Origin of the sequence: Thalassobaculum litoreum DSM 18839 (genome assembly GCF_900102465.1) — a bacterium.
Classification (GTDB): Bacteria; Pseudomonadota; Alphaproteobacteria; order Thalassobaculales; family Thalassobaculaceae; genus Thalassobaculum; species Thalassobaculum litoreum.
The window spans coordinates 480,192-501,229 of sequence record NZ_FNBW01000001.1 but is presented as its reverse complement, the minus strand read 5'-3'; the positions used below and the strand labels follow the sequence as shown (position 1 = coordinate 501,229).

The following is a 21,038-nucleotide window of genomic DNA, read 5'->3' as shown; positions in this document are numbered from 1 at the left end:
AATAGCCGCCGAGGCATACTTGCCCCCAGGTGGGTGCGGGCGTAATGTCGCCCGCTCAACTTCCACGAAACTGCCGACTCGGGAGAAAGCCGATGGGCTACGCATTCGGACAGCCGTTGTTCAAGGGATCACTCGTTGCCTTGATCACGCCGTTCAAAAACGGCGCGGTGGATGAGAATGCGTTCCGAAAACTCGTGGACTGGCAGATCGAGCAGGGCACCCATGGCCTTGTTCCGGTCGGCACCACGGGGGAAAGCCCGACCCTGAGCCATGCCGAGCACAAGCGTGTGATCGAGCTCTGCATCGAGCAGACCGCCGGCCGCGTGCCGGTAATCGCCGGCGCCGGCTCGAACTCCACTCAGGAAGCGGTCGAGTTCACCGAGCACGCGGCCGAGGCCGGTGCCGACGCGGTGCTGCACGTCATGCCGTATTACAACAAGCCGACCCAGGAAGGCATGTTCCGGCATTTCGAGGCGATCAATAACGCCGTCGATATCCCGATCATCATCTACAACATTCCCGGTCGCTCGATCGTGGACATGTCGGTGGACACGATGAAGCGGTGCTACGAGGAGCTGAAAAACGTCACCGGCGTGAAGGACGCGACCGCCGATCTGGTCCGTCCAATCAAGCAGCGCATGGCCATGGGGTCGGATTTCTGCCAGCTCACCGGCGAAGACGCCTCGGTGCTTCCGTTCCTGTCGCATGGCGGGCACGGCTGCATCTCGGTCACGGCGAATGTCGCGCCCAAGCAGCTTTCCGAGATGCATGTGGCCTGGCAGAACCGCGACCTGGATACGGCCTTCGCCATCAACGAACGGCTCCAGCCGCTGCATGCCGCGCTGTTCAGCGAGAGCAGCCCGGGGCCGGTGAAATACGCGGCCAGCCTGCTGGGGATCTGCGAGTCGACGGCGCGCCTGCCGATCTACGAGATCGCCGACGAGAACAAGGCGAAGGTCGAGAGCGCCATGCGCCATGCCGGTCTGCTGAACTGATCATCGCATCTGCGGAAACGGAACGGCCCGTCCCTGGTGGCGGGCCGTCGCCGTTTCGGGTGCGGCTCGCGACCCCGACACTCGACATGAGGGCGGGGCTGCCTATATACGCACGTCAGCATTTGAGGAGAGAGCGCCATGGCGGGTAAGCAAGGCGCCCGCAAAGAGGTTGCTCGAAACCGGCGGGCCCGACACGAATACAGCATCGAGGACACTCTGGAGGTCGGTCTTATCCTGACCGGCTCGGAGGTGAAGTCGCTGCGGCAGGGCCGCGCCTCGATCAACGAGGCCTATGCCGGCAGCGAGCATGGCGACCTCGCCCTGATCAACTCCCATATTCCGGAGTACAAGCCGGCTGAGCCGTTCAACCACGAGCCGCGCCGGGTGCGGCGTCTTCTGGCCCATCGCCGGGAGCGTGACAGGCTGCTGGGCCTGATCCGGCGCGAGGGCTACACGCTGGTTCCGCTGTCGCTGTATTTCAACGACCGGGGCATCGCCAAGCTCGAGATCGGCCTCGCCCGCGGCAAGAAGTTGGTCGACAAGCGCGAGGACGCCAAGAAACGCGACTGGGAACGCCAGAAGGCCAGGCTCCTGCGCGAGAAGGGGTAAGGCCGGCGGCGCTTGGTGCCCGACGTCTGCCCTGTCTCCGGGCATGTTCCGGGCCTACACCACAGCCGCTGCGAGCGCTTGAATGAGTGCCGTCTGACCTGTGGGCCCCGAAAAAAATCCGGGGAGAGGAAAGAGGCGGAGACTCACCCCGCGTCCAACAACCCGCGGACCCGCCGGAACACGTCGTGGAACATCTCTTCCGTCAGCCGACCGGTGTTCGTGTTGTACCGCGAGCAGTGGTAGGAGCCGACCATTCTGCGGCCATCCCCAAGCTCATGCACCGCGTTGTGGCCGAACTTCGCCGACGACTTTTTTCGGCCGAGCGCCGCCAGGGTCGCCCCATGGGCCAGCGAGCCCAGGACGAGGATCACCTTGAGCGCCGGCATCTCGGCGATCGTCTCGGCGAGGAACGGCCGGCAGTTCGCGACCTCCGCGCCGACCGGCTTGTTCTGCGGCGGCACGCACCGCACCGCGTTGGTGATCCGGCAGTCCACCAGGGACAGGCCATCATCCGCCCGCTTGTCGTAGGCGCCGGTGGCGAATCCGAATGTCAGCAGCGTGTCGTAGAGCAGGTCGCCGGCATAATCGCCGGTGAAGGGGCGGCCCGTTCGGTTCGCCCCCTTCAGCCCCGGCGCCATGCCGACCACGAGCAGTCGCGCACCGGCGCTGCCGAAGCTCGGCACCGGTGCGTTGTGGAATTCGGGATACAGACGCCGGTTCTCGTGCCGGAACGCGACAAGGCGCGGGCAGAGACCGCAATCCGCAGGCGGGTCACTCAGCATGACGGCAGGCGATCGCTCAGCACTCGGCCGGGTCAGCGCCGGGGCGGCGGCGTGCGACGCACCACCGCAGGAGGCTCGTCGTCCTCGTACTCGTCGTCGACGTAATCCTCGTCGAGATCGTCATCCGCCTCGACAGGGGCGGATGGCGGGGCGCCCGGCCGCTCTCGACGTGGACCACGGTCGGAATGGACGCGCTCGATCTGGGCGGCCAACTGATCCAGTTCGATGAACTGGTCGGCCTGGCGGCGGAGCTCGTCGGCGATCATCGGCGGCTGGGTGCGGATCGAGGAGACGACCGACGCGCGCACGCCCTTGCGCTGCACGGCCTCTATCAGCGAGCGGAAATCGCCGTCTCCGGAGAACAGCACCACATGGTCGACCCGGTCGACCATTTCCATCATGTCCACCGCCAGTTCGATGTCCATGTTGCCCTTCACCTTCCGGCGCCCGGCGCTGTCGGTGAACTCTTTGGCAGGCTTGGTGACCAGCGTGTAACCATTGTAGTCGAGCCAATCGACCAGCGGTCTGATCGGCGAATACTCCTGGTCTTCCAGCAATGCGGTATAATAAAACGCGCGAATCAACCGCCCTTTACCTGCGAACAGGTCGAGCAGACGTTTGTAGTCGATGTCAAAGCCCAGCGATCTTGCGGCGGAATAGAGGTTGGCGCCATCTATAAAGAGGGCCATCCGCTCATCAGGATGGAATAACATATGCAATCCTTTCAATTGCTTTTACGCTCATCTTGAGCTGAATTCTTTAGAATTCGGTGGTCGGCTGAGTAATGAGGCCGCCCGCGTCGAACTGTTTGCAGTCTAGGTCCGATTATGGGCTGATGTACAGGCTAAAGGGCTGCCGCGGAGGCATCGATCACATGGTTAATTTCGCACCGGCGACACCGCGCCGGGGAGGTCTCGACACGGTGCCCGGCGGCCCGATCACGGCGCCTTGCGCGGGCGTGTCGGCATGATCGTCGTCGCCGTCGGCGCCAATCTTGCGGCAACCGGATACGAGACGCCGCTGGCCACCTGCGAGGCGGCCGTGACCCGTCTTGCGGAGGACTCGGATATCCGGGTCACCGGCCGCTCGCGCTGGTACGAATCCGAGCCGGTGCCGGTTTCGGACCAGCCGTGGTATGTGAATGGAGCGGTCGCGGTCGAGACCGATCTCCTGCCGGAGGTCCTGCTGGCCCGGCTGCATCTGATCGAGGAGTCCTTCGGCCGGGTGCGGCGGGTGCGCAACGAGGCGCGGCCGCTCGATCTCGACCTGATCGATTATCACGGCCAGGTGCGCATCGGCGCGGTCGCCCCGACGCTGCCGCATCCGCGCGCGGCGGAGCGCGCCTTCGTGCTGCTGCCGCTTCAGGATCTGGATGCGGACTGGCGCCACCCGGTCACCGGCGAGCGGGTCTCTGTGCTGATCGACGGCCTGCCCGGGGCGGGCGGGGCGATCCGTCCATTGGCCGACTGACCGCCACTGCGCGCCGTCGCGTCGGTTTTGCCGCGGGAAACCCGGATAGGCGCTTGTTTTCCGGGCATCCGGCCACTATATTCCGCGGCTCCGCCTAATATTGTGCGCACCCGATCGAGAGGCTTTTGATGGCCCGCGTTACTGTCGAAGACTGCATCGTCAAGATCCCGAACCGGTTCGACCTGGTGATGGCCGCGGCCCAGCGCTCGCGCGACGTCTCCGCCGGCTCCGCCATTACCGTCGAACGCGACAACGACAAGAACCCGGTCATCGCCCTGCGCGAGATCGCCGACGAGACCGTCGATATCGCCGCGCTGAACGAAGCCCTCATCAAGGGTCTGCAGAAGCATGTCGAGGTCGACGAGCCCGAGGACGACGACATGGAGCGCCTGATCGGCTCCGATGCCGGTTCGGGCAACGTCGGACTGGACGGCCGGCTCGCGGAGGGTGAAACTCTCGATGAGGATGCGGCGGCGGGTCTCGGCATGGGAATCGAGCAGAGTGACGGTGGCCAGCAGTTCGAGGATGTCGACGACAGCGAGCTCGACCGCGAAGGTTGATCCGACTGCTGTGCGCGCGGCTTGCGGCCCGGCCCGGCGACCCCACACTCGTCAGCACCTGCCTGAGGTGCTGACGCCATGATCCGGCAATACGAACTCGTCGAGCGCGTGCGTGCCTACGATCCGACCACGGACGAGGCGGCACTCGACCGCGCGTATGTCTACGCGATGAAGATGCACGGCTCGCAGACGCGGGCCTCCGGCGACCCGTATTTCTCCCATCCCCTGGAAGTCGCCGGAATCCTGACCGAGATGAAACTCGATCACGGCACGGTCATCACCGCGCTACTGCACGACGTCATAGAGGATACCGAGGCGACGCTCGCCGATGTGCGCAACCTGTTCGGCGACGAGATCGCCCGGCTGGTCGACGGCGTCACCAAGCTGACCCGGATCGAGCTGCAGTCCGACCGCACCAAGCAGGCCGAGAATTTCCGCAAGCTCGTGCTGGCCATGAGCCAGGACATCCGCGTGCTGCTGGTGAAGCTGGCCGACCGAGTGCACAACATGCGCACCCTGCATTTCATAAAGAACCCGGACAAGCGCCGGCGGATCGCCGCCGAGACCATGGACATCTATGCGCCGCTCGCCGCGCGCATCGGCATCAACGAGATCAAGGACGAGCTGGAAGATCTGGCCTTCGCCGAGATCAACCCGGACGCCCGCACCTCCATAAAGGCCCGGCTCGACTACCTGCGCAGCCAGGGCGGCGACATGGTCAACAGCATCATCGCCGAGCTGCACGAGAAGCTGGCTGATGCCGGCGTGATCGCCGACATCTCCGGGCGGATGAAGACGCCGTATTCGATCTGGCAGAAGATGCAGCGCAAGGAGGTCGGGATCGAGCAGCTCTCCGACATCATGGCGTTCCGGCTGGTGGTCGACGATATCGGGGGCTGCTACCAGTGCCTGGGTGCCATGCACGGCTCCTATCCGGTGGTGCCGGGACGCTTCAAGGACTACATCTCCACGCCGAAGCCGAACGGCTACCGCTCGCTGCATACCGGCGTGATCGGCCCGCACCGGCAGCGCATCGAGGTGCAGATCCGCACCCGCGAGATGCACGACATCGCCGAACTCGGCGTCGCCGCCCACTGGAACTACAAGCAGCGCGACGGGATCAACGAAGGCAAGCAGTACCGATGGATTCGCGAACTGCTCGACATTCTCGAGCAGGCATCCGGCCCGGAAGAGTTCCTGGAACACACCAAGCTGGAGATGTACCAGGACCAGGTGTTCTGCTTCACGCCGAAGGGCGACCTGATCGCCCTGCCGCAGGGGGCGGTCCCCATCGACTTCGCCTATGCCGTCCATTCCGAGGTCGGCGACCGCACCGTCGGTGCCAAGCTGAACGGGCGTCTGGTGCCGCTGATGACCCAGCTGCGCAACGGCGATCAGGTGGAGATCGTCACCTCCAAGACCTCCACGCCGTCGCCGAACTGGGAACAGATCGTCGTCACCGGCAAGGCCAAGGCGCGGATCCGCCGCTTCGTGCGCCTGAAACGGCGCCAGCAGTTCTCCGACCTCGGCAAGGCGATGCTGCAGAAGGCGTTCCGCCAGGAGGGCCACCCGTTCTCCGAAAAACAGATCGAGCCCTTGCTGGGACGCTTCCACGCCGAGGCGGTGGAGGATCTCTACGCCGGCATCGGCGAGGGGCTGGAGAGCGCCCTGGAGGTGGTCCATGCCGTCCATCCGCCAGTGGTCGAGCCGAAGAAGGAAGAGAACGTCGTTCCGATCGCCCGGGCGCGGGGCCGGACCAAGCGCGGCCGGCAGAAGGACGCGCTGCCGATCCGTGGCCTGATAGACGGCATGGCGATGCATTTCGCGCGGTGCTGCCATCCGCTGCCGGGCGAGCGGATCGTCGGTATCGTCACGACCGGCAAAGGTGTGACCATCCATACCATCGACTGCGAGACCCTGGAGGGGTTCCAGGATCAGCCGGAACGCTGGGTCGACGTGGCCTGGGACGACGATGCGGACTCGGCCCATGTCGGCCGGCTGTACGTGGTGATCGCCAACGAGCCGGGCAGTCTGGGCTCGCTGTCGACGGTGATCGGCAAGAACGGCGGCAACATCATGAACCTGAAGATCGTGAACCGCTCCATCGACTTCTTCGAGATGCTGATCGATGTGGAGGTGGCCGATATCCGCCATCTGACGACGATCATCGCCGCCCTGCGGGCGACGCCGGTCATCAACTCCGTCGACCGCGCGCGCGGCTGAGGGGGAGCGGCATGATCCTGGGCATCGGCGCCGATCTGGTCGACACGAGGCGGATCGCCGCGGCGCTGGCCCGGTTCGGCGACCGCTTCCGCAACCGCTGTTTCGCCGACCTGGAGATCGCCCGGGCCGAAGGCGCGTCGAACCCCGCCCTGGTCTATGCCAAGCGGTTCGCCGCCAAGGAGGCGGTCTGGAAGGCCCTGGGGGACGAGGCCCGCGACGGCATCAAGTGGCGCGAGCTGGTGGTGGAGAACGCCCGCTCGGGCAAGCCGCGCTTCGTGCTCAGCGGTCGGGCGGCGGCTCGGCTGGCGGAACTGACGCCCAAGGGAATGATTGCCCGCATCGATCTGTCTCTGTCGGACGAACCGCCTTACGCACAGGCGTTCGTCGTGGTCTCGGCGGCACCGGCCTCCCTGGAGGCCTTGCGGCCGGCCGACGGTTAGGCGGCAAACCGTCGCCTCGCGGCGAAAGGCCGAGGGCATTGCTTGCTCCGGCGCGTCAAATTCGGCATACCCATCCATGCTCTCGCATGTGGCGGAGGGTGCCAGGATCATGTCAGGATGGGTTTCGATGGCTGCAAAAAAATCGGGCGGGTACGGTGAGTTGATCCGCACCGTGGTAATCGCCTGTGCCATCGCGCTTGGCATCCGGACGTTCTTCTACGAGCCGTTCAACATTCCCTCGGGCTCGATGATCCCGACGCTGCTGGTCGGCGACTACCTGTTCGTCTCCAAGGCGTCCTACGGCTACAGCCGCTATTCGCTGCCGCTGGCGCTGCCGCTGATCCCCGGACGGGTGCTGTTCACCCCGCCGGAGCGTGGCGACGTGGTCGTCTTCAAGCTGCCGAGCGACAACAGCACCGACTACATCAAGCGCATCGTCGGCCTGCCGGGCGATACCGTTCAGGTGAAGGGCGGCATCCTGCACATCAACGGCGCGGCGGTGAAACGCCGGCAGATCGAGGATTTCCAGCCGGAGAACGGCGCGCGGCCGGTGGCACAGTTCATCGAGACCCTGCCGAACGGCCGAGAGCACCGGATCCTGGAACTCAGCGACACCATGAGCGCCGACAATACGCCGGTCTATCACGTGCCCGCTGGTCACTACTTCGCGATGGGCGACAACCGGGACAATTCCCGCGACAGCCGCTTCCCGGAGGTCGGACCCATTCCCGAGCAGAACCTGGTCGGCCGGGCCGACATCCTGTTCTTCTCTCATGACGGCGATGCCCGGCTCTGGGAGGTCTGGAAGTGGCCCTTCGCGATCCGGTACGGCCGTCTGCTGGACGGCATCGAATGACCTCCGACGACTCGGATCTGGCGACCCTGGCTACGATCCTGAACCATGAGTTCGAGCATACCGAGGTTCTGCGCCGTGCCGTCACCCATGCCAGCGCCGAGCCGCGGGCCTGGAACGCTTATGAGCGCCTTGAATTCCTGGGCGACCGGGTGCTGGCGCTGGTCGTCGCCGAGCAGCTTCTCGACCGCTTTCCGCACGAGCGCGAGGGCGCCATCGCCAAGCGTCACGTGAACCTGGTGCGCCGCGAGGCGCTGGCCCAGGTGGCCCGTACGATCGACCTGGGACGGTTCCTGATCCTGTCGCGCGGTGAGGACGATGCCGGATCGCGCAACAGCGACACGATCCTGTCGGACGCCATGGAAGCGGTGATCGGTGCGCTCTATCTGGATGGCGGGCTGGAGGCGGCCCGGCGTTTCATCCTGACCGAATGGAACCGGCTGCTGGAGCTGGACCTGCGTCCGCCCCAGGACCCGAAGACCACGTTGCAGGAATGGGCGCAGGGTCGCAAGCTGGCGCTGCCGCGCTATGTCACGGTGACCCAGTCCGGTCCGGCACACGCGCCTGAATTCACGGTCCAGGTCATCGTCGAGGGCCAGGAGCCGACGACCGGCATCGGCCGATCCAAGCGGCTCGCCGAACAGGCGGCTGCCGCCGAACTCATCAAACGGGTTGGAGCATGAACGCGCCCAAGTCCCATTGCGGTTTCGTCGCCCTGCTGGGCGCGCCGAACGCGGGCAAGTCTACGCTGGTGAACCAGCTCGTCGGGGCCAAGGTCTCCATCGTCACCCACAAGGTGCAGACGACCCGCACCCGGATCCGCGGCATCGCCCTGGAAGGCGACGCCCAGATCGTTCTGGTCGACACGCCCGGTATCTTCAAGCCCAAGCGGCGGCTCGACCGGGCCATGGTGCACGCGGCCTGGGCCGGGGCCGGGGATGCCGACGTGGTCGTGCTGGTCGCCGATGCCCGCCAGGGCCTCGACGACGACACGATGCGGATCATCGAGGGCCTGAAGGCAGCCGGCCGCAAGGCGGTGCTCGCCCTGAACAAGGTGGACGACATCAAACGCGAGAAGCTGCTGCCGATCGCCGCCGAATTCAGCGAGGCGTTCGAGTTCGAGCGGGTGTTCATGATCTCCGCCCTGAACGGCAACGGTTGCGCCGACCTGCGCACGTATCTGGCCGAGCGCATGGCGCCGGGTCCGTGGCTGTATCCCGAGGACGAACTCAGCGACCTGCCGATGCGGCTGATGGCGGCTGAGATCACCCGCGAGAAGGTCTTCCTGCGTCTGCATGACGAACTGCCGTATTCGGCGACGGTGGAGACCGACCAGTGGACCGAGCGAGACGACGGCTCGGTGCGGATCGACCAGACGCTGTATGTGGAGCGCGACAGCCAGAAGAAGATCGCGCTCGGCAAGGGTGGGCAGAAGATCAAGGAGATCGGCTCCCTGGCCCGCACCGAACTGGAGGAGATGCTGGAGCGCCGGGTGCACCTGTTCCTGTTCGTGAAAGTCCGCGAGAACTGGCAGGACGACCGCCAGCACTTGCGCGAATGGGGCCTGGAATGGGACGTCTAGTGCCGTGATCCTGACGACAGTCGGGACCTTACCTAGACACCTCCACGCCTCGACCGTCATCCTGACGCACGTCAGGAGCTGCGGGGCACTACCGCCAGAGCGTTGATCCTGATGTGCATCAGGATGACGGTTAGGGTGGGGATGAAAAGAGTTCCGTCTTCTGCCCACGACCACACGGCCCCATGATCGACTGGCAAGACACCGGCATCGTTCTCTCCGCCCGGCCGCATGGCGAAGGCTCGGCGATCGTCACCCTGCTGACCGCCGAGCACGGCCGCCATGCCGGTCTGGCGCGGGGGGCCTTCGGCGGGCGTGGACGCGGGGTGTATCAGCCGGGCAACCGGGTCACCGCGGAATGGCGCGCCCGGCTGGCGGAACATCTGGGAAGCTGGACCTGCGAGCTGGACACCGGGTATGCCGCCGGGGTGATGCACGACCCGCTGCGGCTGGCCGGTCTTTCCGCCGTCTGCGCCCTCGCCGACGCCGCCCTGCCGGAGCGCGAGCCGCATCCGCATCTGTACGAGGCGCTCGGTGCTCTGCTGGAGGTCATGGCCGACGACAGCCTGGGCGATGCCTGGATCGCGGTCTATGTCCGCTGGGAGATCGGGTTGCTGACCGATCTCGGCTACGGGCTCGACCTGGACACCTGTGCCGCGACCGGCACCAACGACGACCTCGCCTATGTCAGTCCGCGCTCCGGCCGGGCGGTGTCGCTCGCGGCGGGCGAACCGTATCGCGACAAGCTGCTGACCCTGCCCCGATTCCTTGTCGGAAACCCTGGGAGTCGCGGCGGGGGCGACTCGGACGATCTGTTCGCCGGCCTGGCCCTGACGGGATTCTTCCTTGAGCGCCATGTGTTTGCGACCCATGGCCGCCAACCGCCCCCGGCGCGGACGCGATTCGTTGAACGGTTCGCCGAGCGCGCTACAGTATCTGGTGGAGGTTCCAACGCATGAGTACGACATCTTCTGATCTGCCGTCGCCGCCCCCGAGCGAGCCCGGCACCGTCCGCGACACCTGGCTGGCCGATGCGTTGAGCGAGCGCTACCTGGCCTATGCCCTGTCGACCATCATGGCGCGCTCGCTGCCGGATGTACGCGACGGGCTGAAGCCGGTTCACCGACGGCTGCTGTTCGCCATGCGGCAGCTCAAGCTCGATCCGGGCAGCGCGTTCAAGAAGTCGGCCCGCGTGGTCGGCGACGTCATGGGTAAGTTCCACCCCCATGGCGACTCGGCGATCTACGACGCCATGGTGCGCCTGGCCCAGGATTTCGCCGTGCGCTACCCGCTGGTCGACGGCCAGGGCAATTTCGGCAATGTGGACGGCGATAACGCTGCGGCCATGCGCTACACCGAGGCGCGGCTGACCGAGGTCGCCCAGCGGCTGCTGGAGGGTATCGACGAGGACACCGTCGACTTCCGCGCCACCTATGACGGCGAGGGCGAGGAGCCCGTCGTCATGCCGGCCGCCTTCCCGAACCTGCTGGCCAACGGCGCCCAGGGCATCGCCGTCGGCATGGCGACCTCGATCCCGCCGCATAACGTGGACGAGCTCTGCGACGCGCTGCAGCACCTGATCAAGTCTCCCGACGCGCGCATCGAGACCCTGGTGGACAAGGTCTCCGGCCCGGACTTCCCGACCGGGGGCATCCTGGTCGAGTCGCGCGAGTCGGTCATCGAGTCCTATCGCACGGGACGCGGATCGTTCCGCGTGCGGGCGCGCTGGGAAGTCGAGCCGCTGAAGAACGGCACCTGGCAGATCGTGGTCACCGAGATCCCGTACCAGGTGCAGAAATCCCGCCTGGTCGAGCGCATGGCGGAGCTGCTGCAGGCCCGCAAGCTGATGCTGCTCGGCGACATCCGCGACGAGTCGGCGGCCGATATCCGCCTGGTGCTGGAGCCGAAGAGCCGCAACGTCGACCCCGACGTGATGATGGAGAGCCTGTTCCGTCAGACCGATCTGGAAAGCCGGATCTCGCTGAACCTGAACGTGCTCGACAAGGACAACGTCCCGCGGGTGATGAGCCTGCCGGAGGCACTGAAGGCGTTCCTCGATCACCGCCACGAGGTTCTGGTCCGGCGCACCAACCATCGGCTGGGCAAGATCGCCCACCGCCTGGAGGTGCTGGACGGCTATCTGATCGCCTTCCTCAATCTGGACGAGGTGATCCGCATCATCCGCGAAGAGGACGAGCCCAAGGCCGAACTGATGCGGACCTTCGAGCTGTCCGATGTCCAGGCCGAGGCGATCCTGAACATGCGCCTGCGCTCCCTGCGCAAGCTGGAGGAGATCGAGCTGCGCAAGGAGCACGAGCAGCTCTCGGCCGAACGCGACGACCTCAACGACCTGCTGGGCAACGAGGAGCGCCGCTGGAAGGTGATCGGCCAGCAGATCGGCGAGATCCGCCGGGCCTTCGGCAAGTCGACCGAAATCGGCCGCCGCCGCACCGATATCGGCACCGCGCCGAGTGCGGTGGTCATCCCGACCGAGGCCATGGTGGAACGCGAGCCGATCACCGTCATCTGCTCCGAGAAGGGCTGGATCCGCGCCCTGCGCGGCCATATCGGGGCCGATCAGGAGGTGAAATACAAGGAGGGCGACGGCGAAAGGTTCCGCGTCCATGCCGAGACCACCGACAAGATCCTGGTCTTCGCCACCGACGGTCGCTTTTACACGATCGGCGGCGACAAGCTGCCGTCGGGACGCGGCCATGGCGAGCCGATCCGCCTGATGATCGACCTCGCCAATGACGAGGACATCGTCACCATCTTCCCGCACAAGACCGGCGAGAAGCTGCTGGTGGCGTCGACCGAGGGGCGGGGCTTCATCGTGCCGGCCGACGATGTGCTGGCCCAGACCCGCTCGGGCAAGCAGGTGCTCGGCACCGACGCGAAATCGAAGGCGCGGGTCTGTATCCCCGTCGCCGGCGACGCCGTGGCCGTGGTCGGTACCAACCGCAAGCTGCTGGTCTTCGACGTCGCCGACCTGCCGGAGATGGGCCGGGGCAAGGGCGTGATCCTCCAGAAGTACAAGGCGGGCGGCACCCTGGCCGACGTGACGGTGTTCAAGGCGGAGGAGGGGCTGTCCTGGTCGCTCCAGGGCGGTCGCCGGCGCACGGAGACCGACCTGACGCCGTGGCGCGGCAAGCGCGCCGGTGCGGGCAAGATGCCGCCGACCGGCTTCCCCCGTCCGCCGCGGTTCACGTAGCCGCGCTCATTATCCCATCGGCTATGGTCATCCCGAACTCGTTTCGGGATGACGAACTTGGGCTTGGGGAAGGGGCGGCGCCTATTCCGCCGGTGCCGTATAGGTCTCCCACCCGTCCGGTCCGAGAAGCTCGACCGGGCGGTACAGCGTCTTGTAGGACATCTTCCGGCAGCCCTCGATCCAGTAGCCGAGATAGACGTAAGGCAGGCCCTCCTCGGTCGAGCGGCGGACCGAGTCGAGCACCATGAACCGGCCGAGCGCCCGTTTCGGCGCACCGGGTTCGAAGAAGCTGTAGACGGCGGAGAGCCCGTCATCCTGATGGTCGATCAGGATCGTGGCCCACAGCACCCGCCGGGCGTCGCGGTATTCGATCAGCGAGGACTCGATAGGCGAGCGCTCGACCATGGCGGCGTAGTCGGCCTCGTCCATCAGAGCCATCTCGCCATCGCCGTGACGTCCCGACTGGTAACGGGAGAACAGATCGAACTGCTCGCGGGTGGCCTCGTTGGGTACCACCTCGCCGGTGAGGTCGGCATTGGCGCGCAGGATTCGGCGCTGTCCCTTGGTCCAGTGAAAATCCGCCACCCGGACCCGCACCGGTACGCAGGCCCGGCAGCCTTCGCAGGCGGGACGATAGGCCAGGTGCTGGGTGCGGCGGAAACCGGCCCGCGCCAGGGTGTCGTGGGCGTGGCGCCCGCGCCGGGTCGAGAGATCGCAGACGAGGCGCCGCTCCTGACGATCCGGGAGATACGGACACGGCATCGGCAGCGTATGGAAGAAGGTCAGCGGCGGAGCAAGCGTGGCGTCATGCATGCGGGGTGATCAGCCTCCCACCCGTGGGGCGGGGGCCCCGGTGTCGTTCAGGACCGGTCCGCCCCGATCGTTCGAGGCGGCCGGCGGTGTACGTGGCGGTGTGCCCGGAGGCGCGCCGGAATCGTCGGCGCCGCCGGCGGGACTGCCGCCCAGGGAGACGCCCGGGCTGTTGCCGGCGACCGAGGGATCGAGCAGGTTCAGCTCCTGCGCCTGTTCCGGTGTCAGGTTCTTCAGCACGATGCTGATGCGGCGGTTGGTCGGATCGGCGGGATCGTCGGCCACCAGCGGCTCTCGGTCGGCGCGGCCGGCGACCTTCTCGATCCGGCTGATCGGAATGCCGTTCTCCTCCAGCACCCGGCGCGAGGCGTTGGCGCGGTCGGAGGACAGCTCCCAGTTTGTATAGGTCGACCCCGGTGCGAACTGCGAACTGTCGGTATGGCCGGAGATCTCGATGTTGTTCGGCATCTTCTTGATGACCTCGGCCACCTTCTCCAGCAGCGCGCGGGTCTGGTCGTACATGGCGGCACTGCCGTTCGGGAACAGGGCGATACGCTCCTGGTCGATGAGCTGGATGCGCAGGCCCTCCGGCACGGCGTCGATCTTCAGCGACTCACCGGCCTCCGACAGCTCCGGCGTCTGCTCGATAGCCTCCTTCAGGGCGGCCTCGGCCTCTTCGAACTGCTGCTGCTCGCGCTCACGCAGCATCTGCTCCATGACTTCCTGGTTCACCGTGCCTTCCTCGTCCTCGCGGGAACCGAGGCGGGATTCGATGTTCTCGGGATCGTCGGAGTCCGGATCGAGGGATTCAGTGCGCTCCGCCTGCGGTCGGGCGACCTGCGGGGTCGAGATCATCGGCGGCGAGGAGGCGGATTTCAGCGCGCCGGGCACGGTGATCGACGTGCCGCCGAGCACGCCGCCGGAGCCGGAGCGGGTGGAGCGGCTGATGGCCGTGGGGTCGAAATAGTTGGAGATACCCATCTTCTGCTCCTCCGTGGTCGCGTTCAGCAACCAGAGCAGCAGGAAGAAGGCCATCATCGCGGTCACGAAGTCGGCATACGCCACCTTCCAGGCGCCGCCATGGTGTCCGCCATGTCCGCCCTTCTTGACCTTCTTGATGACGATTGTGGCGTGGTTGTCCACCGTTCGCGTCCCCTAATCGTGACCAGTGGCTACGCTCTTGCAAGGTCGGTGCCGAACCCGACCCCGTCAACCCCCGGACGGGGGCCCTCGTAGATGCGTCGGCTAGACCGGGGGCAGGGCGGCAACGGCTTCTTCCACCTCGAAGAACGACGGCCGGTCCTTGGACAGCAGCGTCTTGCGCGCGAATTCCACGGACACGGCCGGGGCATAGCCGGACACATGGGCCAGCAACCCGGCGCGGATGCATGCCAAATATTTGGCGTCGGCATCAAAAGTATTCTTCATAGCCGCGGCCAGCGGGCTGACGAAGCCATAGGCCAGCAGAATGCCGAGGAAGGTTCCGACCAGGGCGCCGCCGATCAGCTTGCCGAGCACCTCGGGTGGCTCGGTGATGGAGCCCATGGTCTTGATGATGCCGAGCACGGCGGCCACGATCCCGAGCGCCGGGAAGCCGTCGCCCATGGTCTGGTACGCGCTCTGAACCGCGGCATCTTCCGCATGGTGGGTCTCCAGCTCCTCGTCGAGCAGGTCGGCCAGTTCATGCGGGTTGTCGGTGCCGAGAGTCATCATGCGCAGGTAGTCGCACAAGAACTCCATGGCATGGTGGTCGGCGGAGAATTTTGGAAAGGCCTGGAAGAGCGAACTCTCCTCCGGTCTCTCGATATGGGATTCGATCGCGAGCATGCCCTTGGTCTTCGCCAGCTTGAAGATGGCGTAGAGCAGGGAGAGCAACTCCAGATAATCGTCCTTATTGTATTTCGCACCCTTCAGCGCGGATTTGAATCCGTACCCGGCCTTGGCGAGGATGTGCTTGGGGTTGGCGACGATGAACGCGCCGACGCCGGCGCCGCCGATGATGACCAGCTCGAACGGCTGCCACAACGGCGCGAGCTTTCCGCCCATCGCCATGTAGCCGCCGATCACACAGACGGTGACAACCACCCATCCGATGATAATGAACATCCCCGGCCCCGCTCGCGATTCTGCCGCTTTGCCATGCACCGCTTCCGGTACGATGAAACAGAATACCCGGTATTGAGCGTATTCGCGAGCCTTTCGAAGCGCGGCGGTTTGAAACAGGCCGCCGCGCGCGCTATGTAGCGTCCCGCCGCCTTAACGCGAGGTTCCGATGACCGCCCCTGCCGACGTGTCGCCCGGAGATTTCCGGGCCGTTCTAGGAAGCTACGCGACGGGCGTGACCGTGGTGACCACGCGCGCGCCCGACGGTGAACCTGTCGGGCTGACGGTGAACAGCTTCACCTCGGTCTCCCTCGATCCGCCGCTGGTCCTGTTCTGCCTCGACCGCGAGGCGGGCAGCCTGCCGGCCTTCGAGACGGCGGACGGTTTCGCGGTGAACATCCTGAGCGCGGATCAGGCGGCGGTGTCGAACCGCTTTGCGGATCCGCAGGCCGCCCGTTTCGACGGCGAGGGGGTGGCCGACTGGTCGACCGGCGCGCCGATCCTGGCGGACGCTCTGGCGGCGCTCGATTGCACCGTGCATGCGCGCCACGACGGCGGCGATCACATCATTCTGGTCGGCCGGGTGCGGCGGCTTGCGGTGCTGTCCGATGACGAGCCGCTGATCTACTGGCGCGGTGTCTACCGAAAGCTCGGCTGAGCGCAGGGGCAGCCGCCGGATCCGCCGCCGCGTCAGCCGCCGCGTCAGCCGCTGCCGGGGCCGGCTTCGGTGCCGAGCAGCCGGGCCTCAATCCCCAACTCGACGAACCGGGCCAGGATCTCGTCCACATGGGCCGGGTTGCGGGTCTCCACCACCACGTCCAGGTCGGCGTTCTTGATCGGCGTGTCCTGGAACATCCGCTGATGCAGGACCTCCACGATGTTGCCGCCGGTCTTGCCGATGGTCTCGGCCACCGTCGCCAGCATGCCGGGCTCATCGTGAATCTCCAGGCGCAGGCGGATCAGCCGCCCGTCGCGTACCAGCCCGCGCATCAGCACCGAGGACAGCAGCCGGGAATCGATGTTGCCGCCGCAGATCACCGTCGCCACCGACTGTCCGGCGAACCGTTCCGGCGCATGGAGCAGGGCGGCGATACCGGCTGCACCGGCACCTTCCGCAACCACGCGCTGCTGTTCCACGAGCAACTGGACCGCGCGCTCGATCGCCCGCTCCGGCACCAGGATGATCTCGTCGACCAAGGCCGCGATGATCCGGCGGGTCAGAACGCCGGGCTCCTTGACCGCGATCCCCTCGGCCAGGGTCGAGCCGCCGGCCCGGTTGGGCAGGCCCTTCACCGCGTCGTACATGGACGGATAGCTGTCGACCTGTACACCGATCATGCGGATGTCCGGGCGCCGCGCCTTCAGGGCGACTGCCATGCCCGCCATCATCCCGCCGCCACCGATCGGGACGATCACGCTGTCCACGTGGCCCCCATCGGCATCGATCTCCAGGCCGAGTGTGCCCTGACCCCTGATGATGTCCGGATCGTCGTACGGATGGACCGGGACCAGGCCTTCCCCGTCGATCAGCGCCTGGGTGCGGGCGACGCAGTCGGCCACCGTGCGGCCTTCGAGTACGATCCGGGCGCCATGGGCACGGGTGCGCTCGACCTTTGAAAACGGGGTGGTCGCGGGCATCACGATGGTGGCGGGGATGCCGAGCCGGGCGGCATGGTAGGCCACCCCCTGGGCGTGGTTTCCGGCGGACATGGCGACGACCCCGCGCCTGCGTTCCGCCCCGGTCAGCCCCTGGAGTTTCACGAAGGAGCCGCGCACCTTGAACGAACTCGTGTGCTGCAGGTTCTCCAGCTTCAGCGACAGGGCGCAGTCCAGGGTGGCGCTCAGGTTCGGTGCCTCGATCAGCGGGGTGCGCAGAACGGCGCCGTCGAGCAGACGGGCGGCGTCCTCGACCATCTCCGGGGTGACCGGCAGGTCGGCGGGGAGCGTCTCGGGTGAGGTTGTCATGGCGGCGGGATCATACTCGCGGTCCGTCGGAACGGAAGCGATTCCCGTTGGTTGCTGAAAATGCGCGTGATGCGAGTCCGATTTCCGTCCGGTCCGGCAATCCTCCGATTGGATTCCGCATTGCAAAATGGTAACACTAGGAGGTCAGGGGGAAGGGGTGCGGGCATCGTCGGGTGGCCCGCCTATTTATTGCCTTTTCGTGGAGGCGTCCTTGTCTGGCAGTCGCATTCAGCATCGGCTTTGGACCTCCGCGGCGAGCGTCGTAGCGGTATCGGCCATGCTGTGTCTGGCGATGCCTGCCGGCGCCCAATCGCTCTCCGGCCAGCCGCTCTCCGGCCATTCGCTCGCCGGATCGTCGGCTCCCTCGGAGACTGGGGCTGCGAAGGACGCGCCGCCGGCCGCCTGGTACGTGGTCGGGAATTTCGACCGCGACGACCATACCGAAATCGATCGCTTCGTCGGGTTCGACGACCGCCGTGTCCTGGCGGACGAGGGCACCCGCGGCATGGGGCTCGGGCTGACCTTCTCCAATGCCGAGGCCGAACGCACGTTGAGCTTCACGGCCCCGTCGACGGACCTCGGGGGCGATGCCGAGGACCGGTTCACCTTCCTGGTGTCGGGCGCCTATGATTGGCATACGGGCACGATCGTCACGCCGCGCTTCATGGCCGGTGTCGGCGTCAGCTACCTGGATTCGAACGCCGTCCCCACGCGGCTTCGCCAGGACGTCGGCGCGGGGGGCGAGATGGCCCCAGCCATGCAGGTGGGAATCGGTGCGGATGTGAGCCTGTCCGCCAGCCTCGACCTGAGTGCCGAATACCGCGCCTCGGTACGCGGCGCCGCCGATTCCGGCGTGGAGCAGGAACCGCAACTCGATCAGAAGTTCATGATTGGGGCGAGGTTGCGCTTCTAACGATTTGATATTTAATTGTAATAGACATTCTAAGCCGGCATCGCAGAAACGCCGGCCATGATCGATTCCGGGATGAGCCTTTCCCGTCCGACGAAAGCCGATCCCTTACGGGGAGAGAGTCAGTTCGTGGGTCGGCTCTTCCTGGGCGACCAGGCGCAGGCCCTCGTTCCGCACCCAGGCCTCGTGCCAGGTCAGGCTCATGGGCGACAGCAGGTTGCCGGACGGGCCCAGGGCGGCGACGAAGCGCGAGTTCTCCAGGTTGGCCAGATCGTAGATCACCCGGAGGCCGGCCCCGTGGCGGTGGCGGAACGGATCGTCCTGCGGCCCGGAAAAGCTGCCGCGGGAGACGGTGTAGTCGCCGCCGCCGGTCGGGGTTCGGGTGGTGAGGACCTCACCGACCACCGGCACACGAGTCCACAGCGGATGGGAGAACCAGGCCCGGTGTGCCGCTCCCCATGTCCAGGTGTCGATGCTGTTGCCGTGTAGCCGCGCCAGGAGCGTCAGCGCGTCCTCGTAGGCGCCGGCGATCATGTCGGCGCAGCTCTCGCGCTCCTGGGCCGTGCGGGTATCGTCGCAGAAGGCGTGCTCGTCGCGCAGAACCGTCAGCAGGGTGGCGGCCCGGGCCCGGCTGTAGTCGGTCAGCAGGGGACCCAGATCATCGGCGAACAGCCGGACGGTCAGCGCCCGCACCCAGGCGGCGAAGATCAGCGGCTCGGCCCGGTCGGCCGCCATGGTGCCATCCCAGTCGCGCAGCAGGGCGGCGGCACGCGCCTCCAGCCCCTTGCCCTCGGCCTCGGGAAGGTGTGGCAGCATGAGCGGCAGCAGGTCCCGGGCGAACAGCGAGGCCGTATCCATCTGCATCGATGCCATCCCGGCGACGGAGCGGTCGCCGTCGGCGAGCATGTCGGCGATGCGCCGGGCTCGGTACGGCGCGTCGAAGGAACGGGCGATGAACAGGTCGGGATCGGCACCGATCACCCGCTCGTTGGCGTTCACCAGCACCCGGTCCTCCGGATCGAGCACCTGGGGCAGGGCCTCGAACGGCGCCCAGCCGGTCCAGTCGTGGGTGCCGGTCCAGCCCGGGCTGGGATAGAAGCCGTCGCCGGTGGCACGCAGAGGCACCCGACCGGCCGACACGAGTCCCATCCGGCCCGCCGTATCGGCGAAGAGCACGTTCTGCTGCGGGGCGTGGAACTTGCGCAGTGCCCGGACCATGCCGTCGACGTCGATCGCGGCACCCATGTCGAACAGCGCCTGGGAGGTGTCGTCGTCCTCGGTGAAGGAGGCCGACGCCAGGGCCAGCACCGTGCCATCCGCGGCGGCGTCTGCGGCGTCGCCCATCGCATCGGAGACGACGGGACCGTGGCGGGTCGTGCGCACCGAGTGCTCGACGGTACCGCCGTCCACGCCGAAGCGTTCCACCCGGGTCTCGAACGGCGCGGATCCGTCCGGTGTCAGGTATCGGCTCGGATCGGCAGGATCGATGCGCTCGACGAACAGGTCCTGGGTATCGGAATGGGTGGTGGTGAAGGTCCAGGCGACCGCGCCGTTATGGCCGATCACCAGGAACGGCACGCCCGGCACGAAGGCGCCGACGCGCAGATAGCCCGGCGACTCCACCCGGGCCAGCCACCACAGGTTCGGGCTCTGCAGGCCGAGATGCGGATCGCCCGCCACGATCGGCACGCCCGAGGGGGACAGCAGCCCGTCCACCGCCCAGGCGTTGGAGGCGCGGCGCGGCCGCAGGATCTCCGGCAGCATCCGATCCAGTGCGGCGAGACGGGTGCCGCCCACCAGATCAACGGCCGAGAGGTCCGGAGCGGTGAGACTGCCGTCGCTGCCCTCGAACGGGGCATAGAGCAGGTCGATCTGATCGGTGGAGAGCCCGGCCTTGAGCATCCGGGCCCGGGTGATCTCGCCGAACCAGTTGCCGGCGAGCTGCATCGACATCAGCCGCGCCCAGACCAGACTGTCCGCCGGCTCCCAGGGCTCCGGATCGATACCGGCAATGAGGAATTCCGGCGGCAGCGGGCCGGTGCGGGTCTCCAGATAGCCGTTCACCCCGGCCACGTAGCTGTCCACATGGGCCTTCGCGCGGTCCGACAGCCGACCGTAGGCGACCTCGGCGAGCCGGCGCAGGCCGAGCGTGCGCAGGAGCTTGTCGGTGGGCAGGGTGGCCTCGCCGACGATCTCGGACAGGCGGCCGGCCCCGGCGCGGCGCATCATCTCCATCTGCCACAGACGGTCCTGGGCATGGGCATAGCCGAGCGCGAAGCTGGCGTCCTGCGGGCGGGCGGCGCGGATGGTGACGGTGCCCGCCTCGTCGCGCTCGATCAGCGCGGGGGCGGCGAGGGCGGAGAGGCCGACGATCTCGCCGTCGATCTCCGGCACGGAGCCCTGGAGCCAGAACAGCCCCAGGGCGCCGATGAAGTTCAGGCCTAGAAAGACGAGGACCGCGCCGATCACCAGGCGACGGATCAGGCTGGAGCCCATACCGCTCTCCCGCTCTGTGTCTGCGCGATCCC

Annotated in this window: 20 protein-coding genes; 13 read left to right on the top strand and 7 right to left on the bottom strand. The window is 66.7% G+C overall.

Features of this window, described 5'->3' with window-relative positions:
• Positions 1 to 92 precede the first annotated feature (92 nt).
• Both dapA and smpB read left to right on the top strand, forming a co-directional pair.
• Positions 93 to 995 carry a 4-hydroxy-tetrahydrodipicolinate synthase gene (gene dapA, locus BLS34_RS02310; RefSeq protein WP_028794733.1) on the top strand — a complete coding sequence of 301 codons (903 nt, stop codon included), beginning with the start codon at positions 93 to 95 and terminating at the stop codon, positions 993 to 995.
• A 138-nt stretch (positions 996 to 1,133) separates the two neighbouring features.
• The gene (gene smpB / locus BLS34_RS02305) at positions 1,134 to 1,604 is read left to right on the top strand and encodes an SsrA-binding protein SmpB (protein WP_028794734.1); all 471 of its coding nucleotides are present in this window, start codon (positions 1,134 to 1,136) and stop codon (positions 1,602 to 1,604) included.
• 143 nt (positions 1,605 to 1,747) lie between these two features.
• On the opposite strand, the gene BLS34_RS02300 is transcribed toward smpB, so the two are convergent.
• Together BLS34_RS02300 and BLS34_RS02295 are read right to left on the bottom strand one after the other, a co-directional pair.
• On the bottom strand, positions 1,748 to 2,386 hold the full coding sequence (locus tag BLS34_RS02300; protein WP_093147830.1) for a uracil-DNA glycosylase: 639 nt from the start codon (positions 2,384 to 2,386) through the stop codon (positions 1,748 to 1,750).
• 32 nt (positions 2,387 to 2,418) lie between these two features.
• Complete coding sequence (locus tag BLS34_RS02295) at positions 2,419 to 3,099, bottom strand: LabA-like NYN domain-containing protein (RefSeq protein WP_028794736.1); 681 nt, start codon at positions 3,097 to 3,099, stop codon at positions 2,419 to 2,421.
• A gap of 253 nt (positions 3,100 to 3,352) precedes the next feature.
• Here BLS34_RS02295 and folK point away from each other — a divergent pair, with 253 nt between their 5' ends.
• From folK to parC, 9 genes are all read left to right on the top strand, one after another.
• Positions 3,353 to 3,856: a 2-amino-4-hydroxy-6-hydroxymethyldihydropteridine diphosphokinase gene (gene folK / locus BLS34_RS02290; protein WP_093147828.1), complete on the top strand. Its 504-nt coding sequence runs from the start codon at positions 3,353 to 3,355 to the stop codon at positions 3,854 to 3,856.
• 128 nt (positions 3,857 to 3,984) lie between these two features.
• Entirely contained in the window at positions 3,985 to 4,416 is a 432-nt protein-coding gene (gene rpoZ, locus BLS34_RS02285) for a DNA-directed RNA polymerase subunit omega (protein ID WP_093147826.1), read from the top strand.
• Between the two features lie 78 nt (positions 4,417 to 4,494).
• On the top strand, positions 4,495 to 6,639 hold the full coding sequence (locus tag BLS34_RS02280; protein WP_028794737.1) for a RelA/SpoT family protein: 2,145 nt from the start codon (positions 4,495 to 4,497) through the stop codon (positions 6,637 to 6,639).
• 11 nt (positions 6,640 to 6,650) lie between these two features.
• Entirely contained in the window at positions 6,651 to 7,079 is a 429-nt protein-coding gene (gene acpS, locus BLS34_RS02275; RefSeq protein ID WP_093147824.1) for a holo-ACP synthase, read from the top strand.
• Between the two features lie 127 nt (positions 7,080 to 7,206).
• Complete coding sequence (gene lepB / locus BLS34_RS02270; RefSeq protein ID WP_028794739.1) at positions 7,207 to 7,935, top strand: signal peptidase I; 729 nt, start codon at positions 7,207 to 7,209, stop codon at positions 7,933 to 7,935.
• Positions 7,932 to 8,615 carry a ribonuclease III gene (rnc, locus tag BLS34_RS02265; RefSeq protein ID WP_028794740.1) on the top strand — a complete coding sequence of 228 codons (684 nt, stop codon included), beginning with the start codon at positions 7,932 to 7,934 and terminating at the stop codon, positions 8,613 to 8,615. The genes lepB and rnc overlap by 4 nt, the downstream gene beginning before the upstream one ends.
• Positions 8,612 to 9,514 carry a GTPase Era gene (gene era / locus BLS34_RS02260; RefSeq protein WP_028794741.1) on the top strand — a complete coding sequence of 301 codons (903 nt, stop codon included), beginning with the start codon at positions 8,612 to 8,614 and terminating at the stop codon, positions 9,512 to 9,514. Before rnc ends, era begins: the two co-directional genes overlap by 4 nt.
• A 182-nt stretch (positions 9,515 to 9,696) precedes the next feature.
• The gene (gene recO / locus BLS34_RS02255) at positions 9,697 to 10,470 is read left to right on the top strand and encodes a DNA repair protein RecO (protein ID WP_093147822.1); all 774 of its coding nucleotides are present in this window, start codon (positions 9,697 to 9,699) and stop codon (positions 10,468 to 10,470) included.
• A complete protein-coding gene (gene parC, locus BLS34_RS02250) occupies positions 10,467 to 12,722 on the top strand; it encodes a DNA topoisomerase IV subunit A (RefSeq protein ID WP_093147821.1) in 2,256 nt (751 codons plus the stop codon). Before recO ends, parC begins: the two co-directional genes overlap by 4 nt.
• Before the next feature lie 81 nt (positions 12,723 to 12,803).
• Here the strand turns inward: parC and BLS34_RS02245 are convergent, their stop codons facing one another.
• The 3 genes from BLS34_RS02245 to motA form a co-directional block, all read right to left on the bottom strand.
• Complete coding sequence (locus tag BLS34_RS02245; RefSeq protein WP_093147818.1) at positions 12,804 to 13,535, bottom strand: arginyltransferase; 732 nt, start codon at positions 13,533 to 13,535, stop codon at positions 12,804 to 12,806.
• A 9-nt stretch (positions 13,536 to 13,544) separates the two neighbouring features.
• Positions 13,545 to 14,675, bottom strand: a complete 1,131-nt coding sequence (locus BLS34_RS02240) for a flagellar motor protein MotB (RefSeq protein WP_093147817.1) — start codon at positions 14,673 to 14,675, stop codon at positions 13,545 to 13,547.
• A gap of 102 nt (positions 14,676 to 14,777) precedes the next feature.
• Entirely contained in the window at positions 14,778 to 15,638 is an 861-nt protein-coding gene (motA, locus tag BLS34_RS02235; protein WP_028794745.1) for a flagellar motor stator protein MotA, read from the bottom strand.
• A gap of 166 nt (positions 15,639 to 15,804) precedes the next feature.
• Between motA and BLS34_RS02230 the strand changes: the two genes are divergently transcribed.
• Complete coding sequence (locus tag BLS34_RS02230; RefSeq protein WP_028794746.1) at positions 15,805 to 16,293, top strand: flavin reductase family protein; 489 nt, start codon at positions 15,805 to 15,807, stop codon at positions 16,291 to 16,293.
• 44 nt (positions 16,294 to 16,337) lie between these two features.
• Here BLS34_RS02230 and BLS34_RS02225 read toward each other — a convergent pair whose 3' ends face one another.
• On the bottom strand, positions 16,338 to 17,600 hold the full coding sequence (locus tag BLS34_RS02225) for a threonine ammonia-lyase (RefSeq protein WP_093147815.1): 1,263 nt from the start codon (positions 17,598 to 17,600) through the stop codon (positions 16,338 to 16,340).
• Positions 17,601 to 17,811: 211 nt separating this feature from the next.
• On the opposite strand from BLS34_RS02225, the gene BLS34_RS02220 reads away from it, so the two are divergent.
• On the top strand, positions 17,812 to 18,513 hold the full coding sequence (locus BLS34_RS02220) for a hypothetical protein (RefSeq protein WP_139189062.1): 702 nt from the start codon (positions 17,812 to 17,814) through the stop codon (positions 18,511 to 18,513).
• A 105-nt stretch (positions 18,514 to 18,618) separates the two neighbouring features.
• Here BLS34_RS02220 and BLS34_RS02215 read toward each other — a convergent pair whose 3' ends face one another.
• Entirely contained in the window at positions 18,619 to 21,006 is a 2,388-nt protein-coding gene (locus tag BLS34_RS02215) for a penicillin acylase family protein (RefSeq protein WP_093147810.1), read from the bottom strand.
• Between the last annotated feature and the right edge of the window lie 32 nt (positions 21,007 to 21,038).

Bases quoted from the DNA above. Each gene is read 5' to 3' on its own strand.
- dapA (WP_028794733.1), top strand. From the start codon at position 93: ATGGGCTACGCATTCGGACAGCCGTTGTTCAAGGGATCACTCGTTGCC.
- smpB (WP_028794734.1), top strand. From the start codon at position 1,134: ATGGCGGGTAAGCAAGGCGCCCGCAAAGAGGTTGCTCGAAACCGGCGG.
- BLS34_RS02300 (WP_093147830.1), bottom strand. From the start codon at position 2,386: ATGCTGAGTGACCCGCCTGCGGATTGCGGTCTCTGCCCGCGCCTTGTC.
- BLS34_RS02295 (WP_028794736.1), bottom strand. From the start codon at position 3,099: ATGTTATTCCATCCTGATGAGCGGATGGCCCTCTTTATAGATGGCGCC.
- folK (WP_093147828.1), top strand. From the start codon at position 3,353: ATGATCGTCGTCGCCGTCGGCGCCAATCTTGCGGCAACCGGATACGAG.
- rpoZ (WP_093147826.1), top strand. From the start codon at position 3,985: ATGGCCCGCGTTACTGTCGAAGACTGCATCGTCAAGATCCCGAACCGG.
- BLS34_RS02280 (WP_028794737.1), top strand. From the start codon at position 4,495: ATGATCCGGCAATACGAACTCGTCGAGCGCGTGCGTGCCTACGATCCG.
- acpS (WP_093147824.1), top strand. From the start codon at position 6,651: ATGATCCTGGGCATCGGCGCCGATCTGGTCGACACGAGGCGGATCGCC.
- lepB (WP_028794739.1), top strand. From the start codon at position 7,207: ATGGCTGCAAAAAAATCGGGCGGGTACGGTGAGTTGATCCGCACCGTG.
- rnc (WP_028794740.1), top strand. From the start codon at position 7,932: ATGACCTCCGACGACTCGGATCTGGCGACCCTGGCTACGATCCTGAAC.
- era (WP_028794741.1), top strand. From the start codon at position 8,612: ATGAACGCGCCCAAGTCCCATTGCGGTTTCGTCGCCCTGCTGGGCGCG.
- recO (WP_093147822.1), top strand. From the start codon at position 9,697: ATGATCGACTGGCAAGACACCGGCATCGTTCTCTCCGCCCGGCCGCAT.
- parC (WP_093147821.1), top strand. From the start codon at position 10,467: ATGAGTACGACATCTTCTGATCTGCCGTCGCCGCCCCCGAGCGAGCCC.
- BLS34_RS02245 (WP_093147818.1), bottom strand. From the start codon at position 13,535: ATGCATGACGCCACGCTTGCTCCGCCGCTGACCTTCTTCCATACGCTG.
- motA (WP_028794745.1), bottom strand. From the start codon at position 15,638: ATGTTCATTATCATCGGATGGGTGGTTGTCACCGTCTGTGTGATCGGC.
- BLS34_RS02230 (WP_028794746.1), top strand. From the start codon at position 15,805: ATGACCGCCCCTGCCGACGTGTCGCCCGGAGATTTCCGGGCCGTTCTA.
- BLS34_RS02225 (WP_093147815.1), bottom strand. From the start codon at position 17,600: ATGACAACCTCACCCGAGACGCTCCCCGCCGACCTGCCGGTCACCCCG.
- BLS34_RS02215 (WP_093147810.1), bottom strand. From the start codon at position 21,006: ATGGGCTCCAGCCTGATCCGTCGCCTGGTGATCGGCGCGGTCCTCGTC.